This window comes from Candidatus Galacturonatibacter soehngenii, from assembly GCF_008830185.1.
GTDB lineage: Bacteria > Bacillota > Clostridia > Lachnospirales > Lachnospiraceae > Lachnotalea > Lachnotalea soehngenii.
This window is the reverse complement of the sequence record NZ_WAGX01000004.1, coordinates 821,368-837,794: the sequence shown is the minus strand read 5'-3', so window position 1 is coordinate 837,794 and position 16,427 is coordinate 821,368. Positions and strand designations below refer to the sequence as shown.

General features: G+C 33.8%; 20 protein-coding genes. 17 read left to right on the top strand and 3 right to left on the bottom strand.

The window, feature by feature from the left end; translation table 11 throughout:
- Positions 1 to 11: 11 nt before the first annotated feature.
- Genes F7O84_RS06500 through F7O84_RS06490 form a run of 3 tightly spaced genes read left to right on the top strand, consistent with a single transcriptional unit; the run spans position 12 to position 3,901 of the window.
- Positions 12 to 1,751, top strand: a complete 1,740-nt coding sequence (locus F7O84_RS06500; RefSeq protein ID WP_151143200.1) for an ABC transporter permease — start codon at positions 12 to 14, stop codon at positions 1,749 to 1,751.
- Positions 1,752 to 1,760: 9 nt separating this feature from the next.
- Entirely contained in the window at positions 1,761 to 2,930 is a 1,170-nt protein-coding gene (locus F7O84_RS06495) for an ABC transporter ATP-binding protein (protein WP_151143198.1), read from the top strand.
- Positions 2,930 to 3,901 (top strand): ABC transporter ATP-binding protein, encoded by a 972-nt coding sequence (locus tag F7O84_RS06490; RefSeq protein WP_151143196.1) that lies wholly within the window; start codon positions 2,930 to 2,932, stop codon positions 3,899 to 3,901. Before F7O84_RS06495 ends, F7O84_RS06490 begins: the two co-directional genes overlap by 1 nt.
- Before the next feature lie 52 nt (positions 3,902 to 3,953).
- Here the strand turns inward: F7O84_RS06490 and F7O84_RS06485 are convergent, their stop codons facing one another.
- Genes F7O84_RS06485 through F7O84_RS06475 form a run of 3 tightly spaced genes read right to left on the bottom strand, consistent with a single transcriptional unit; the run spans position 3,954 to position 6,163 of the window.
- Positions 3,954 to 4,364 carry a hypothetical protein gene (locus F7O84_RS06485; protein ID WP_151143194.1) on the bottom strand — a complete coding sequence of 137 codons (411 nt, stop codon included), beginning with the start codon at positions 4,362 to 4,364 and terminating at the stop codon, positions 3,954 to 3,956.
- Between the two features lie 40 nt (positions 4,365 to 4,404).
- Positions 4,405 to 5,790, bottom strand: a complete 1,386-nt coding sequence (locus F7O84_RS06480; RefSeq protein WP_151143192.1) for a M56 family metallopeptidase — start codon at positions 5,788 to 5,790, stop codon at positions 4,405 to 4,407.
- Positions 5,777 to 6,163, bottom strand: coding sequence for a BlaI/MecI/CopY family transcriptional regulator (locus F7O84_RS06475; RefSeq protein WP_151143189.1), 387 nt, complete (start codon positions 6,161 to 6,163; stop codon positions 5,777 to 5,779). Before F7O84_RS06475 ends, F7O84_RS06480 begins: the two co-directional genes overlap by 14 nt.
- Before the next feature lie 713 nt (positions 6,164 to 6,876).
- On the opposite strand from F7O84_RS06475, the gene F7O84_RS06470 reads away from it, so the two are divergent.
- From F7O84_RS06470 to F7O84_RS06405, 14 genes are all read left to right on the top strand, one after another.
- A complete protein-coding gene (locus F7O84_RS06470) occupies positions 6,877 to 7,497 on the top strand; it encodes a superoxide dismutase (RefSeq protein WP_151143187.1) in 621 nt (206 codons plus the stop codon).
- A gap of 195 nt (positions 7,498 to 7,692) precedes the next feature.
- A complete protein-coding gene (locus F7O84_RS06465) occupies positions 7,693 to 8,223 on the top strand; it encodes a cysteine hydrolase family protein (RefSeq protein WP_151143184.1) in 531 nt (176 codons plus the stop codon).
- A 41-nt stretch (positions 8,224 to 8,264) separates the two neighbouring features.
- The gene (locus F7O84_RS06460) at positions 8,265 to 8,804 is read left to right on the top strand and encodes an adenylate kinase (protein ID WP_151143181.1); all 540 of its coding nucleotides are present in this window, start codon (positions 8,265 to 8,267) and stop codon (positions 8,802 to 8,804) included.
- Between the two features lie 131 nt (positions 8,805 to 8,935).
- Entirely contained in the window at positions 8,936 to 9,283 is a 348-nt protein-coding gene (gene rplS / locus F7O84_RS06455; RefSeq protein WP_151143179.1) for a 50S ribosomal protein L19, read from the top strand.
- Between the two features lie 110 nt (positions 9,284 to 9,393).
- Positions 9,394 to 9,966, top strand: a complete 573-nt coding sequence (lepB, locus tag F7O84_RS06450; RefSeq protein ID WP_151143177.1) for a signal peptidase I — start codon at positions 9,394 to 9,396, stop codon at positions 9,964 to 9,966.
- 50 nt (positions 9,967 to 10,016) lie between these two features.
- Positions 10,017 to 10,865, top strand: coding sequence for a ribosome biogenesis GTPase YlqF (gene ylqF, locus F7O84_RS06445; protein ID WP_151143175.1), 849 nt, complete (start codon positions 10,017 to 10,019; stop codon positions 10,863 to 10,865).
- 49 nt (positions 10,866 to 10,914) lie between these two features.
- Complete coding sequence (gene lepB / locus F7O84_RS06440; RefSeq protein WP_151143173.1) at positions 10,915 to 11,487, top strand: signal peptidase I; 573 nt, start codon at positions 10,915 to 10,917, stop codon at positions 11,485 to 11,487.
- A gap of 8 nt (positions 11,488 to 11,495) precedes the next feature.
- Complete coding sequence (locus F7O84_RS06435) at positions 11,496 to 12,254, top strand: ribonuclease HII (RefSeq protein ID WP_151143171.1); 759 nt, start codon at positions 11,496 to 11,498, stop codon at positions 12,252 to 12,254.
- Between the two features lie 12 nt (positions 12,255 to 12,266).
- A complete protein-coding gene (locus tag F7O84_RS06430) occupies positions 12,267 to 14,093 on the top strand; it encodes a flagellar hook-length control protein FliK (RefSeq protein WP_151143169.1) in 1,827 nt (608 codons plus the stop codon).
- A 4-nt stretch (positions 14,094 to 14,097) separates the two neighbouring features.
- Positions 14,098 to 14,403, top strand: a complete 306-nt coding sequence (locus F7O84_RS06425; RefSeq protein WP_151143167.1) for an EscU/YscU/HrcU family type III secretion system export apparatus switch protein — start codon at positions 14,098 to 14,100, stop codon at positions 14,401 to 14,403.
- Positions 14,404 to 14,419: 16 nt separating this feature from the next.
- Positions 14,420 to 14,773, top strand: coding sequence for a YraN family protein (locus tag F7O84_RS06420; protein ID WP_243140821.1), 354 nt, complete (start codon positions 14,420 to 14,422; stop codon positions 14,771 to 14,773).
- A 14-nt stretch (positions 14,774 to 14,787) separates the two neighbouring features.
- Complete coding sequence (pgeF, locus tag F7O84_RS06415) at positions 14,788 to 15,642, top strand: peptidoglycan editing factor PgeF (RefSeq protein WP_151143165.1); 855 nt, start codon at positions 14,788 to 14,790, stop codon at positions 15,640 to 15,642.
- Between the two features lie 109 nt (positions 15,643 to 15,751).
- Positions 15,752 to 15,907: a rubredoxin gene (gene rd / locus F7O84_RS06410; RefSeq protein WP_151143163.1), complete on the top strand. Its 156-nt coding sequence runs from the start codon at positions 15,752 to 15,754 to the stop codon at positions 15,905 to 15,907.
- Between the two features lie 116 nt (positions 15,908 to 16,023).
- Complete coding sequence (locus F7O84_RS06405; RefSeq protein WP_151143161.1) at positions 16,024 to 16,407, top strand: desulfoferrodoxin family protein; 384 nt, start codon at positions 16,024 to 16,026, stop codon at positions 16,405 to 16,407.
- The last annotated feature ends 20 nt before the right edge of the window (positions 16,408 to 16,427 follow it).

Sequence of the window (16,427 nt, the reverse complement as noted above, 5' to 3'; positions counted from 1 at the left end):
AGGGGGAAGCTATGGCAAATATAGAGAATAAAAAAAACAACAATCAAGATAGTAACAAAGCCAATGCTTTGGATGATGAGCAAAGAGTTTTGGTGTTATCTCCTGGAATGCTTGTTACCAAGAGATTCTTAAGAAACCACTTGGCATTAGTTGGACTCATCATAATTGTATTCATGTTTTCTTTTTCTTTCATTGGTGGAGTCTTGTCTCCATATGGAGAAAGAGAAGTATTTCGTACTTATGAAACGGCATTAAAAGATTATGCAGGAGCCAGTATAAATAAAGAATATCAGTTTACGGATGCCAAGGAAAAAGAATTTCCTGCACTCGCCAAGGCCGATATGATATTAGCAATTAATAAAGACAGTGACTCATTTACTTCTGGTGACGTTGTCTATACATTAATAAAAGAAACGGAAAGGATGTATCGGATTGTACAATTAAAAGAAGTGGGAAGTGTAATGACGGTAAAAGGTATCACCTCCTTTAACCAAACAGGTGATGTTTTGTTTACGGATTCTATGAAAGAAGCCTATGCAAACGCAGTTGCAGCAGATGGGCAGTCATTTGAAGTAGAGAATGTTACATATGTCATTACAAAAAGCGGAAAGATGGATATAATTTCTTTGGCAGAAGAAGTATCGATTGCAACAACAATGATATTTCATACTTATACAAAAGATACAAGTCTTACTTCGGAATTTAAAGTAGAAGCACAAAAAGCAATCGCCAAAAACCAAACATCTTTTGAAGCGGATGGACTTACTTATACACTGGAAATTCGAGATCAATCGGCATTGTTTTACTTAGAAGGAAAAGAGTATGCAAGCGCATCCGAATATAGTATTAAGGCAATTGCTTCGGATGTATTCTTAAGCATCGATTTTAAATTAGCATTGGAACAAGCAATTAGAAGTAATAAAACAAAGCTTGCATTCACAAATGAGTTAGGAGAGATTGAACAGTACGTTATCGAACGCAATCATACACAATATACGGTAAAAAGAGAAGTGAGTACACAGGTAAATAATACTTATGAATCACCGTCTTTAAAGCATTGGCTTGGAACAGATGGAAATGGAATGGATGTCATGACAAGATTAATGTATGGTGGACGTATCTCTTTGTTAATTGGTTTTGTGGTAGTAATATTAGAAATCGTTCTTGGAATTCTCATTGGTGGAGTGTCTGGATATTTTGGTGGTTGGATGGATACGTTTTGTATGAGAATGGTAGATGTTTTCAACTGTATACCGTCCATGCCTTTGTATATTATTTTAGGTGCTATTATGGATTTTATGAAAATTAATCCGAGTATTCGAATCTATTTCTTGTGCGTTGTACTAGGAATTTTAACCTGGCCTAAAGTAGCTAGAATGGTGCGTGGGCAGATATTATCATTAAGAGAACAAGAATTTATGATTGCCACGGAAGCTACAGGAATTCGTACTTCAAAACGAATATTTAAGCATTTAATTCCAAATGTAATTCCACAGATTGTTGTAATGGCAACTATGGGACTTGGTGATGTAATCTTACTGGAAGCAACTCTTAGTTTCTTTGGTCTAGGTGTAAAATACCCGTATGCATCTTGGGGGAATATCGTAAATGCAGTAAATGATGTTTATGTAATGACGAACTTCTGGTTCATATGGATACCAGCTGGTCTTTTAATTCTTATTACGGTGTTAGGGTTTAACTTTATTGGTGATGGTCTTCGTGATGCATTTGATCCTAAGATGAAACGGTAGGAGGTAAGTATGGCTATATTTATAAAAAATGGGGCAAAAGATGCCAATTATATATCAGCAAAAGAATCGAGAAGAATTTCAAAAGAAAACCGAAAGATTACCAACGGGTACGAGAAGAAGAGAAATCGAAAAGTGATTCCCAAAGCGGAATATGTGACAAAAATGAAGAATCCAAACAATGTTGTTGAATTTGACAATCTCCATACATATTTCTTCTCTGATGTTGGTGTTGTAAAATCAGTCAATGGCGTATCCTTTGATATACCAAAAGGAAAAACAGTTGGTGTAGTTGGTGAGTCAGGATGTGGAAAATCAGTAACTAGTTTATCCTTAATGCAGCTTGTACAAAGACCGCAAGGGCAAGTTGTGGAAGGTGCAATCCGTTTTAATACAGGTAATGAAGTAGTTGATGTGACCAAAATGCCAACGGCAAAGATGCAAAAGCTTCGTGGAAATAAGCTGTCAATGATATTCCAAGAGCCAATGACTAGTTTAAATCCCGTATTTCGAATTGGTCTTCAAGTGGATGAGGTAATTGCTTTGCACTACCCGCAAATGAACAAAGAGGATATTAAAAAACGTACCATAGAAATGCTTGAACTAGTTGGCATTGCAAATAGTGAAGGGGTCTACAAAATGTATCCGCATGAATTATCAGGTGGAATGCGTCAGCGTGTCATGATAGCCATGGGCCTTGCTTGTGATCCAGAACTTATCATTGCAGACGAGCCAACTACCGCACTTGATGTAACGATTCAGGCGCAGATATTAGATCTTTTAAGAGATTTAAAGGTTCGTATCAACAGTAGCATCATGCTAATTACGCACGATCTTGGAGTCATAGCAGAAATGGCTGATTATGTAGTAGTCATGTATGCGGGACGTATTGTAGAAAAAGGAACAGTGGCAGAAATATTTTCCAATCCATGTCATCCGTATACAATAGGCCTAATGAATAGTAAGCCAGCAGTAGGTAAGAAAGTGGGTCGATTATACAGCATACCAGGTAAAGTTCCCAATCCAATTAATATGCCAGATTATTGTTATTTCAAAGATAGATGTGAAATGTGTTTAGAGGTCTGTGCGGGAATATACCCTGAATTAGTGCAATTATCGCCAACTCATTTTGTAAGTTGCTATCGCCACTATGACATATTTCGAGAGGAGGATAAGGGCTAATGGCTGACAATATAATAGAAGTGAAACATTTAAAGAAGTATTTTCCAATTAAAAGCGGTCCCTTAGGAAAACGAAAGGGTACAGTAAAAGCCGTAGATGATGTCAGCTTTACAATTAAGAAAGGGACTACCATGGGATTGGTGGGGGAATCAGGTTGCGGAAAATCAACAACTGGAAGAACGATTCTTCGTTTGTTAGATAAGACTGAAGGAGAAGTTTTATTTTATGAAAAAGAGGTACATAGTTTGCATAAAAAAGAATTAAGAGAGCTTCGTACCAAAATGCAGATTATTTTTCAGGATCCTTATTCTAGCCTATCACCTAGATTGCCAGTTGGTGAAATTATTGGTGAAGCAGTAAAAGAGCATAATCTAGTTCCAAAGGATAAATATGAAGAACATTTGAATCGGATAATGCTTTCTTGCGGACTACAAGTTTATCATAAGGATCGATATCCGCATGAATTTTCGGGCGGACAGCGCCAAAGAATATGCATTGCAAGAGCACTTGCATTGAATCCAGAATTTATCGTTTGCGATGAACCTGTATCAGCACTTGACGTATCGATACAGGCGCAGATTATCAACTTGTTAGAAGATTTACAAGCAGAATACGGCCTTACTTACTTATTTATATCACATGATCTTTCGGTCGTAGAACATATTTGTGATACAGTTGGAGTTATGTATCTTGGAGGTTTGGTTGAGATGGGAAGTACAGAGGATATTTTTTCGAATCCGCTACATCCCTATACCAAAGCACTTTTTAGTGCGATACCAGTTCCAGACCCTTTGGCAAAACTTAATCGAATCGTATTAAAAGGAAACATTCCTTCTCCTGCAAACCCACCTAAAGGATGTAAATTTCATACAAGATGCAGAGAGTGTATGGAGATATGTAAGACAAAGGCTCCAAATGAAAAGAATATGGGCAACGGTCATATGGTATCATGTCATTTGTATGATAAATAATTCTTTTCTCATATAAAAAAGCCAATACACAAAATGTATTGGCTTGTATCATTTATTCTATCGCATAATTAACTACTGCGGTTAGAGAGATACTACTTGTATTCTTTACATATATTTTGTATGTTCCTGAACTTGGAGCTGTAAAGGAACAATAGCCGCCTCCACGGATACTTTTTACATGATAGGTATCTTCTAAGTCAATAATACCGATGCGTGACATAGCAGTACTAGAGGTAACTGTGCAACTAACGGTTATAGTTTGATCTTTGCTTAAGTAGATTTTTCTCGTTTTCGAGTCATTTGATGCAAGTTTCCAAACGATAGAAGTATCAGCACTTTGCACAGATATAATGTCATCATTGCTTTTGGCACGCATATTAGTTGTAGTAGCAAGCGCTTGGATTGGTGTAAAGAAAATTACAAAAGTCATGATAAAAGTGTAAAATAGTGTTTTTTTATTCATAGTTATATCCCCCTTATTAATTACTATTTTAGTTTATTGGTTATTCAAAATAATAAAAACCATTGATGTTAACATCTTCATTCGATGGGTTTTGACAAAATATCGTATAAGTTCCATCTTCTGTTATTTCATAGCGAAATAATACATAAGAGGAGCCATCCACGTAGTGTATATTTCCCTCTAAATCAATGATGCCATGATGTAAAGAAACCCCTTGCTTCATCATAGCATGTGCGATGAAAAGAACATCTCCTTTTTTAACTTTGATTTTCATACTATTAATGCCGTTATTTTTTTTGATTTTCCAAAAATAAGTCGTAACATTGGTATCTTCAGTTGGTGCGTCTTCAGTACGAACACCAGTTTCTACATATTCTTCACCAGGAATCACATGAGCAGGTGAAACTAAAAAATGTACAGGTTCTTCCTTTATATAGTTTGATGTATCGTAATACCAATCATAATAATAACTAAGAAATTCATTGCTTGCTGCATTCACTGATAATGTACCAAAACCAAAGAAGAATATTCCTGTTGCGAATGCGAGAACAGAAGCATGTTGAAACGATTTCTTTTCCGTAACGATTCGCTTGATACGAGATTCCAAATGTCCTGTCTTTTCAGAAAAGGCAGAGTAATTAAGATGAAAACTCATACTAGGAAGAGTTGCTAGTTTGAGCAATGTGGAAGCATATTCTTTTGGTGAAAACAAATCATGATTCTTACAACAGAGATTGTCGCAATTATATTCACACCATTCATTGATTAATTTCGTTAGTTTATGAACGAATGGATTAAACCAATGTAAACAAAGAATAAGATTTCCTAATTGCTTAAAAAGAAGATCATGTTGCTTGTAGTGAATATTTTCATGATATAGCATAACCATTAAATCTTCGCTGGGAAAACCACTTGGAAGTAGTATTTTAGGAACCAAAATTCCTGCTAACATAGGTGAAGATATTGTATCATTGTAATAGAGCGGCAATGATTTCTTTAACTTTAGTTTTTGGCTAATATGCTTTTCCATATCGATGATAGTAGGGTCAGTAATACGAGCATTGTATTTCAAAACATGAAAATAAAAATAAATATAAGTATATAGAGTATAAAGAAATACAATAATGGCCCCAATAAACCAGACGATAAATGGTAAAAATAATATTCTGCTCATATGTGGATTGATTAATCCAATGATAGGTACCGAACTTAATAATTCTTCGTCTGAAATTATATCATACAATCTTTCCCAATATACGATGGGAGTGATATAAAACAAGATAATTGCTTTAAAAATACGGTAATTACCACTGGTTGATATAAATTGATTTATCAATTTGTTAAAGATACACCACAAACATACTAAAAGAGTTCCCCCAAAAGATGTACTGATAATGAAAAATTCTAAAAAACTAATCCATGTCATCAATCATCTTCTTGATATTGTTTAGTTCATCCTTTGTTAAGAATTCTTGTTTGTAAAGTGATGCCACAAGGTTAGAAGCAGAACCATCATACCAAAAATTAATCATGTTGCCCGTTTCAAGCTTCTTGTACTCATCCTCACTAATAGTAGGTTTGTAATAGAAATACCTACCTTTACGATAAGAGGTTGCAACACCCTTTTCGATTATGTGAGCTAAGAAAGTAGCAACGGTAGTACGCTTCCAGATTTTTTGATACTTCACTGCACAAAGGGATAATACTTCTTGCAATGTAATATCATGATCGCTTTCCCAAACGATTTTCATTACCTCATATTCACTGTTTGTTAATGGGATTAATTTAGATTGTGCCATAAAGAGCCTCCTTGTTTTTTAAATTCTCCCTTATTAATATATATTATTTATCTCATAATCGAGTGGAATAGTCAACTACTAAATTAGATTTAATTTTAAAGAATATTAAATATAATCAAAGATATAGTTGATTGTATAAATAGACATTGACAATAATAGACAAAAATTATAAAATACCTCATGTAAGAATCGAATTTATTTACATAGATTGAAGGGTGATACTGTGGAGCTAATAATAATTGTACTATCACTATTATTTTTTTGTATTTTAATTTTGGGGTTATTAAATCGTTCAAGAGATAGCTTTTTTATTAAATATTATGGACTGGAAAATTATAAGCATAAATATTTAATACAAAATATCATTAATTATCTGTTTTGTTTTACAATTCTTATCATCACTTGTTTTCTTTACTTTTATCATATAAGTGAAATTATTGTTATTCTCATTCCTCTTATTGTAAAAGGAATAACGGTAATATTAAAAAAAATAATTCATTAAGTAAGGAAATACCTAAAAATGAATCATTCAACGGACGAGAAATCGTCCAAAATTTACATAAAAAAGGAAGTGTAAAATTTAATTGTAAAATATTAAATTGAGGGGGTTGACATATTGGTTTAGTATGTTATAATTTAACTACAAAACGAAGTTAGAAAAGACTAACATAAGATAGAAAGATAAAACTTAAATAGAAGAGAGGAGAATTATTATGTTTGAACAAATTAAATTACCATACTCATTTGACGCTTTGGAGCCACATATTGATACTCTTACAATGGAAACTCATTATTCCAAACATCATGCAACTTATACAAAGAATCTTAATGATTTTGCCCAAAAGGCTGGAATAGAAGGAAAGTCAATTGAAGATGTTTTAGCAGGATGGAAAAAAGATGTGCCTGACGACGTAAAAGCGGCAATACGTAATAACGGCGGTGGATTTTATAACCATAACCTATATTTTGGACACTTATCACCAAATGGTGGTGGAGAACCAAGTGCAGAGTTAGGTAATAAAATAAAAGATACATTTTCCAGTTTCGCTGAATTTAAGGATCAAATTAGTAAAGCAGCAGTTGGACAATTTGGATCAGGATGGGCATGGCTAGCAACCAATGCAGCAGGAGATCTTAGAGTAATGGCAAGTCCAAATCAGGATAATCCTTTATTAGAAACAGAAGGAGAATGGCAACCAATCCTAGGAATCGATGTGTGGGAGCATGCATATTACCTGAAATATAAGAATCTTCGTGTCGATTACGTGAAGGAATTTTTCGAAGTAGTTGATTGGAAGAAAGTAGAAGAAAATTATAAAAACCGTAGAAAATAATTAGATAGAATTTAATAAAAGAAAAAACCGTTGATTCCTAAATAGCAAGCAGGTATCAATGGTTTTTTTAATGTAATATTGAATAAAAACGAAATAGTAATTATAATAGAAATGAAATATATTATGAAATAGAAGATTCTATTTCCTTTTTACGCTAAGTAACGATGCAATGTCGTTACCACAGGAGGATACAAAATGTATGATGCTTTGCTAGTAATTGATGTCCAAACTGCATTGATGGAAGAACATCCATGCAATGAAGCCAATTTTATTCAAAATATAAAAGAGTTAATTGAAAGCTTTAGAACCAATAACAAGCCAGTTCTTTATGTTCAACATAACGGAGGAATTGGAGATGACCTGGAGCATGGTAGTAAAGGGTGGAGCATTTATCAAGAGATTGAACCTGTTCTAAGTGATATTATGATAGAAAAGAAATTCAACAGTGCATTTCGCCAAACGGCTTTAAAGGAAGAACTAGATAAAATAAATGCTAAAAATATTATAATTTGTGGTATGCAAACGGAGTATTGTATAGATGTATCAGTCAAAGTAGCCTTTGAATATGGTTATAACATAACAATTGTAAAAAATTCAACTACCACTTTTGATAATGATTTTAGTCAGGGAGAAAAACTAACCAAGTATTATGAATATAAAATCTGGAACAATAGATATGCAACTGTGATATCACAAAAAGAATTCAAAGATAATATGAATAAGTAGTACTTGAGGAATGGGGAAGAGGGAGAATATAGGAGAAAATTATGATTATACTTATTACAGGAAGCTCACATACAGGCAAAACACTATTATCACAGAAATTAATTGAGAAGTATCATTATCCTAGTATGTCGCTTGACCATCTAAAAATGGGACTGATCCGTAGCGGTCTAACCAATCTTACGCCTAATGATGATAGTAAAATGACAGATTTGCTTTGGCCGATTGTAAAGGAAATGATAAAAACTGCAATTGAAAATGACCAGAATATGATAATTGAAGGTTGCTATATTCCATATGATTGGAAGACATATTTTACGCCAGAGTATCTAGAGCATATTAAATTTATATGCTTAGTAATGTCATCAAACTATATTGAAGAGCATTTTAGTGATATAAAAAAATATGCCAGTGTGATTGAGAACCGTGTAACAGATGATTACTGTAAAAAAGAGATATTGCTAAGGGACAACCGTATTTGTTTAGAAATGTGTAAAAAATATGGTTGTGATTACATATTGATAGACGGTAAATATAAGATTGATATAAATTTGAATATAAATGAAAAAGTAAGGAATTTGTAAAACGAAGTATTATTTTTTATGCTTGCCAAAAAACATGAGCTATGTTAAAATAAATCATTGTGAGAACAAATAGATGGTCCTCTGTTACGAGAACGTATTAAGAACATCCAAATATTAAGGAGGTCACACAAGTGAACGAAATTATTAAGAATATCGAAGCAGAACAGTTAAAAAAAGAAGTACCTCAGTTTAATGTTGGCGATACTGTTAGAGTACACGCTAAAATTAAAGAAGGAACTCGTGAAAGAATTCAGGTTTTTGAAGGTACTGTATTGAAAAAACAAGGCGGAAGTTCAAGAGCTACATTTACAGTAAGAAAGAATTCCAATGGAATCGGAGTAGAAAAAACTTGGCCTTTACATTCTCCTTTCGTAGAGAAAGTAGAAGTAGTAAGATTAGGTAAAGTAAGAAGAGCAAAACTTTACTACTTAAGAGATCGTGTTGGTAAGAAAGCTAAAGTAAAAGAATTAGTGAAATAACTGAAATGAGACCTTACAGGGACAAGTACTTAACGTATATTGTCCCTTTTTTCAAAGTAAATGATGAATAACGGGATAGTAATGTATAATGAACTAAGGATGATGTGAAAATGGGTGAACTTAACTTTTATAGAAAAAAAAAGAAAATAAGTGCTTCGCTTTTGAGGGAAATATTTGTTTGGATATTCGATATTGCAGTTGTGTTAATTATTGCATTTGCACTCGTGCATTTTATAGGGGAAAAAACAAGTATTATAGGTGAATCAATGGCACCTACACTTGAGAATGACGATATTGTTATCATTAATAAATTTATTTATGAAGTGAGCTCTCCTAAACGTAATGATATTGTAGTGTTTAAACCATATGGGAATGAGAAACTACACTACTATATTAAGAGAGTAGTTGGATTACCAGGAGAGACGATACAGATTGTAGAAGGAAAAATATATATCAATGGCGAAATATTAGAAGAAAAGATTGAGGTTGTTGCTATCGAAAACCCAGGACTTGCAAGTAAGCCAATTAAGCTTGGAGTAGATGAATATTTTGTGCTTGGAGATAACCGTAATAACAGCGAAGATAGTAGATTTGCCGAAATAGGTAATGTTAATATAGATGATATTGAAGGAAAAGCGTGGTTTCGTATATCACCCAAAAATAAAATTGGTTTTGTAGAATAGATGGACATGTGTTAAAGCTTGACTATGAGACATATAACGGAGGACATAAAATGCATTTTCAATGGTACCCAGGACATATGACAAAAGCAAAGAGGATGATGCAGGAAAATATTAAGCTGATTGACTTAGTAATTGAGCTTGTAGATGCAAGAATACCTTTAAGCAGTCGTAATCCTGATATAGATGATTTGAGTCAAAATAAAGCCAGGATTGTTTTGCTAAATAAATCAGATTTAGCGAATGAGAAAGTAAATGATGAATGGAAAAAATACTTTGAAGACAAAGGATTTTTTGTAGTAAAGGTGAATTCAAAAAATGGGCTTGGAATAAAGAATGTAAATGGAATAATCCAAGATGCGTGTAAGGAAAAGATTGAAAGAGACCGAAAAAGAGGTATTTTAAACAGACCTGTAAGAGCTATGGTAGTTGGAATCCCAAATGTTGGTAAGTCGACATTTATTAATACGTTTGCGGGAAAAGCAGCAACGAAAACAGGTAATAAACCAGGCGTAACAAAAGGAAAACAATGGATTAAGTTAAATAAGAATGTAGAATTGTTAGATACCCCTGGTATATTATGGCCAAAATTCGAAGATCAAATCGTTGGATTAAGACTTGCTTTGATAGGCTCTATCAAAGATGAGATATTAAATGTGGAAGAACTAGCCATTGAATTAATTAAGTTTTTAAGTAGCAATTATAAGGGATTACTGGAAGAGAGATATAAAATAGAGGATGTAGAAGATCCTGTGGTAGCACTTCATAACATTGCCCAAATCAGACAATGTAAATTAAGAGGAAATGAATTAGACCTAATGAAAGCATCGAATTTATTGATTGAGGATTTTAGAAGTGGAAAGTTAGGCAGAATTACTCTTGAACTTCCAGGCGAATCGTAATAAGATAAGTGGGGGGAACATAGACAGATAGAAAGGTGCAGGTAGCGACATGAAGGAAGAGCATAATAAGGGCGAGGAAGAAAAGAAAAGTGTGATAAGAGAATTATTGGAATTAGTGGCTTATATGGCAGTTGTACTGGTTATGGCAGGCTTGATTGTAACTTTTGTAGGTCAACGAACTATGGTGAGTGGATCATCTATGGAAAGCACGTTAAGTGATAAGGATAATTTAATTGTTGATAAAATTACTTATCGATTTTCAGACCCACAAAGATATGATATTATTGTTTTTCCATACCAATATGAGGAAGATACTTATTACATTAAAAGAATAATTGGCTTACCAGGAGAAACCGTGCAAATAACAGACAATGGAGATATTCTAATTAATGGAGAAATTCTTTCAGAAACGTATGGTAGAGAAAGAATCGAATCACCAGGAAGAGCAAGTGAATTAATTACATTGGGAGATGACGAATATTTTGTAATGGGAGATAATCGAAATGCCAGCGCAGATAGTAGAGAACCTGATGTTGGTAATATTAATAGATCAGATATCATTGGAAGAGCCTGGGTAAGAATTTGGCCACTTAATAAATTTGGCGTATTAAAACATCAATAGGTGATAAAATGGAAATGAAGATAAATCAAATAAAAGAAGAATTGCAGGCAGCAGATATGAATATGCTGCCTGTAATAATAAGAAAATACGAAAGCGATACCAGAAATGGTGTTGTAACATTAATAAAAAAGTATCAAGGAAGAATTCAAAAGCTTGAAGCGGAAAAATTAAGAATAGAATTAATGAAACAGTATGAGAAAAAATACGAAGATTATTCCCATATTTGTGGAATTGATGAAGTAGGAAGAGGACCACTTGCTGGACCAGTGGTAGCCAGTGCTGTTATTTTACCAAAGGAATGTGATATCTTATATATCAATGATTCAAAGAAGTTAAGTGAAAAGAAACGCGAAGAATTATATGATGAGATAATGGAGAAAGCAGTAGCAGTAGGAATCGGCATTGTAGGACCACAGGTAATCGATGAGATTAATATCTTACAGGCGACATATGAAGCCATGAGAATTGCTATAAAGAAACTTAGTGTTTCACCCGATATATTACTAAATGATGCAGTTACAATTCCAGATATTACGATACCGCAAGTGCCAATCATCAAAGGCGATGCAAAGAGTATATCGATTGCTGCGGCAAGTATTGTAGCCAAGGTGACTAGAGATCGCTTGATGATAGAATATGATAAATTGATACCAGAGTATTCGTTTGCTGAAAACAAAGGATATGGTACATCGGTACATATAGGGGCTTTGAAAAAATACGGTGCATCACCGATACATAGACAATCATTTATTAAGAATCTTATATAGGGAGTAAAGCTTATGGAAATTAGTTATTCTAATATATCTTCAAATAACCAGACTGTTAATGCAAGCGAAGTCCAAGGTCAGGTGGTGGCACAAGGAAAAGAACATTTGCAAGCACCAGATACAGACATGTTTCGTGCAGGTACGCAATTTAAAGGAGAGATTTTAGATATAAAAGGATTACAAGTTTCCATTGGATTAGAAAACGGGCAGGTGTTAAATGCAAGACTAGAGGCAAGCTCTAACTTGACAATCGGTCAACAAGTTGCTTTTGAAGTCGAGTCAAATACTGGTACGAAAATTACCATCAAGCCTGCTGATCTTGACTATAAGATTAATCCTGTTTTACAAAAGGCATTACAGGAGGCAAGTCTTCCTATTACACAAAAGAATCTACTGCTTGTCAATGCTATGCTAAAAGAAGGATTATCAATCAATAAACAATCCCTAACCAATATGTTAAGACAGCTTAATATGAATCAAGGGGTGGATATTGATACCCTTGTTAAGATGGATAAGCTTGGAATTGAAGTGACAAAAGAAAATATAACTCAATTTGAAAATTATAAAAATTACGAGCATAGAATTGTAAAAGAGGTTGGTAATGTATTAAATCACTTATCAGAATTAATCAATGAAGTTTCCAATGAAAATACACATACTTCGTATCAATTGCAGCTTGGACTTATTAAACTGTTACAAAATGAACCCAAAAGTCTAATCAATGAGCCACGCCTAAATCAAGCCATAGACCAAAACAAAACGATACCAAACATTCAAATTGATGATGGTAAATCACCTGTAATGATAAATGAGCCAAGAGAATTGAAAAGTGATTCCTTTGATATCCCATTAAAAACAGAACTTATAAAGGTAGAAGATACTGCAAATTCTCTAAAGGAAACAGGGCATTTGTCTTTGGATGAAAACTTGCAAGGCACAGATGTAAAAAATGTTTCAACGATAAAGGAAACAGTATTAAAAGAGAATGTGCAAGAAGCTCAAAAAACAAACGTTGAATCTTCGAAAAGCAAAATGCTTTCTTTTGTTTTAAATGAAGAAGAAAGGTATTCATTGTCCGATACTTTGAAAAGGCTAGGAGTAGATGAAGTCACACAGAATCAGGTAAGAGAAGGAAAAATAAATAACAATGAGCTAATGAATCAACTAAAAAGCTTAGTAATGGAGTCTGATTTGGGTGACAACGAATTATTATTTCATAGTAAGGAGTATGTGAAAGTATTAAAACAAGCCTTAAAAGAACAGTGGCTCGTGACTCCGCAAGATTTGAAAGAGCCAGATAAAATGACTCGATATTATAAGCAGTTGGAGGAACAAACCAAACAGCTTTCCTCGTTTTTGGAGAAGATTGGAAAAGAAGCTTCCCCACTCATGAAGGATATTACGAACATAAGAAGTAATTTGAATTTTATGGAACAAATCAATCAAAATGTTACTTATCTGCAAATACCGATTCAATTTTCCAATCAGGAAGCGCATAGTGATTTGTATGTATATACCAATAAAAAAAGTCTAAGAGAAAATAATGGAAATTTAAGCGTATTACTTCATTTGGATATGGAGGTACTAGGAATGACAGATATCTATATCAACATGAAGGGTAACCAAGTAAGTGCAAAGTTCAACCTACAAGATAACAAAGCAATGGAGTTAGTTGCAAATAATTTAGCGCAATTAGTTGACCAGTTAAAAGAAAAAGGTTATCAAATGTCTGCCTCCGTTGGAAAAATAGAAAAGGAGCCAGATTTTGTAGAAGATTTTTTGGAAAAAGATAAGGTTTCTACTTCTTTGAAGCGATATGCATTTGATGTAAGGACGTGATACAATGAAAAAGAGCGCGAATGAGACTCAATCAAATCAAAACAAAACAGCAGTAGCACTTGCGTATAATCCAGAAGATAATGCACCAAAAGTAATTGCTTCTGGTAAAGGTTACCTTGCTGATAAGATTCTTGAGGTGGCTTCAAAAGAAAATGTGCCAATCCATAAAGATGAAAAATTATCAGCTTCGCTTTCTAGCCTCTCAGTAGGAGATATGATTCCACCTGAACTTTACGAAGTGGTAGCGGATGTATTGGTGTTTATTGATGAGATGGATCAATTAAAGCGAAAACTAGATTTAAAAGAATAGTTAGGTGGAGAATGATTTGAATAAGAGATATATTGGAGATGATTATGAGAATATTGCTGCGATTTATTTACGTGCCGAAGGATATGAAGTGATACAACATAATTTTCAATGTAGACTGGGAGAGATAGATATCATTGCTAAAAAAGATGGTTATCTTCGATTTATAGAAGTGAAATATCGAAGCAATGCAGTGGCAGGTTTACCACAGGAAGCCGTTACCTTTCAAAAGCAAAGAAAGATTTGCAAAACAGCCACTTACTATATGATGAAACAGAAATACTCTATGGATACACCCTGCTGTTTTGATGTTGTAGCAATTTTAGGCAATGAAATAAAGCTTTATGAAAATGCATTTGAATATTGTGATTAAAGAGAGGCTTTTAAATGGAACTAAATTTTGTAAGGAAAACAAATCAAAGTGATATAAACGTAAGAATAAATAATGGAGTACCATATTTATTCTTTCAAAATATAGAAAAGACGAATAAGGTAATACATGGCTTTTCCACAAGGCTAGGAGGAGTAAGTAAGGAACACTTAAAAACTATGAATCTAAGCTTTACCAGAGGAGATGAAGAAGAGTCTGTAATAGAAAATTACAAAAGAATAACGAATGCTTTAGGGGTTGAATATGAAAGTCTAGTTCTATCCTATCAAACACATACAACCAATATACGAGTTGTAACAAAGAATGACCGCGGAAAAGGGATTATAAAAGAAAGGGATTATACAGATATAGATGGATTTATTACAAATGATCCTAGCGTAACCCTCGTAACATTTTATGCCGATTGTGTTCCGTTGTATTTTGTAGATCCAATTCATAATGCAATTGGCCTTAGTCATTCAGGATGGCGAGGAACCGTGAATCAAATTGGAAAAAAGACTCTTGAAAAGATGCATGAACAATATGGTACGATGCCAGAGGATGTTGTAGCTGCAATTGGTCCCTCTATTTGCCTTGATTGTTATGAAGTAAGTGAGGATGTAGCCGAAGAATTTAAAAAAAATTTCGAACAAAAGAAATTTATGGATATTTGTTATAAAAAAGATAATAATAAGTATCAGCTTGATTTATGGAAAGCAAATGAATATGTATTAAGGGATGCAGGTATAAAAAAGGAAAATATTTCGATTTCAAATATTTGTACGTGTTGTAACCCTGAGTTGTTGTTTTCCCATAGAGCCTCTAAAGGTCTAAGAGGAAACTTAGCTGCCTTTTTAAGCTTAAAAAAATGAAAGCGAAATATTTGGCAAATATATACCATTTTTTTCGTTTTTATGGTATAATGAGACTTGCTAAATTGAAAATGCTAGCATAGCAATTAATAAAATGGAGGTGTTTGGAATGAGTAAATATGAATGTCCTTGTAGTTATGTATATGACCCAGAAGTGGGTGATCCAGACGGAGGAATTGCTCCAGGAACCGCATGGGAAGATGTCCCAGAAGATTGGGTTTGCCCAGTTTGTGGATTAGGTAAAGACGCATTTACTGAAATTTAATCGTAACATTGAGACAGATGAAGCGGCTTGCTGCTTCATCTGTCATGAACTAGAACAAGTGAAGTGGATAACCACTTCGCTTGTTTAAAATGTGGAATGTCAAGGAGGAAATGTGAATGAAGAAAGAGCCTAAGTTTTATGTTTGTAAGCATTGTGGTAATTTAATTACATTTATTAATGAGTCAGGTGCTCCTTTGGTCTGTTGTGGAGATAAAATGACTCAGGTTGTTCCGAATACAGTGGATGCAGCAACAGAGAAGCATGTTCCTGTAGTAACCATTGAAAAGGATGTCGTTACGGTAGAGATAGGTAGTGTAGAACATCCAATGACACCAGAACACTATATTCAATGGATTTATTTGGAGACTGATAAGGGATTCCAAATGAAATATTTAACTCCTGATGACAAGCCAAAAGCAAAGTTTACACTTCATGATGAGAAAGCAATAGCCGCATACGAGTATTGTAATCTCCATGGTTTGTGGAAAAAAGAAGTATAAAAAATTTACGTAGGATTTTT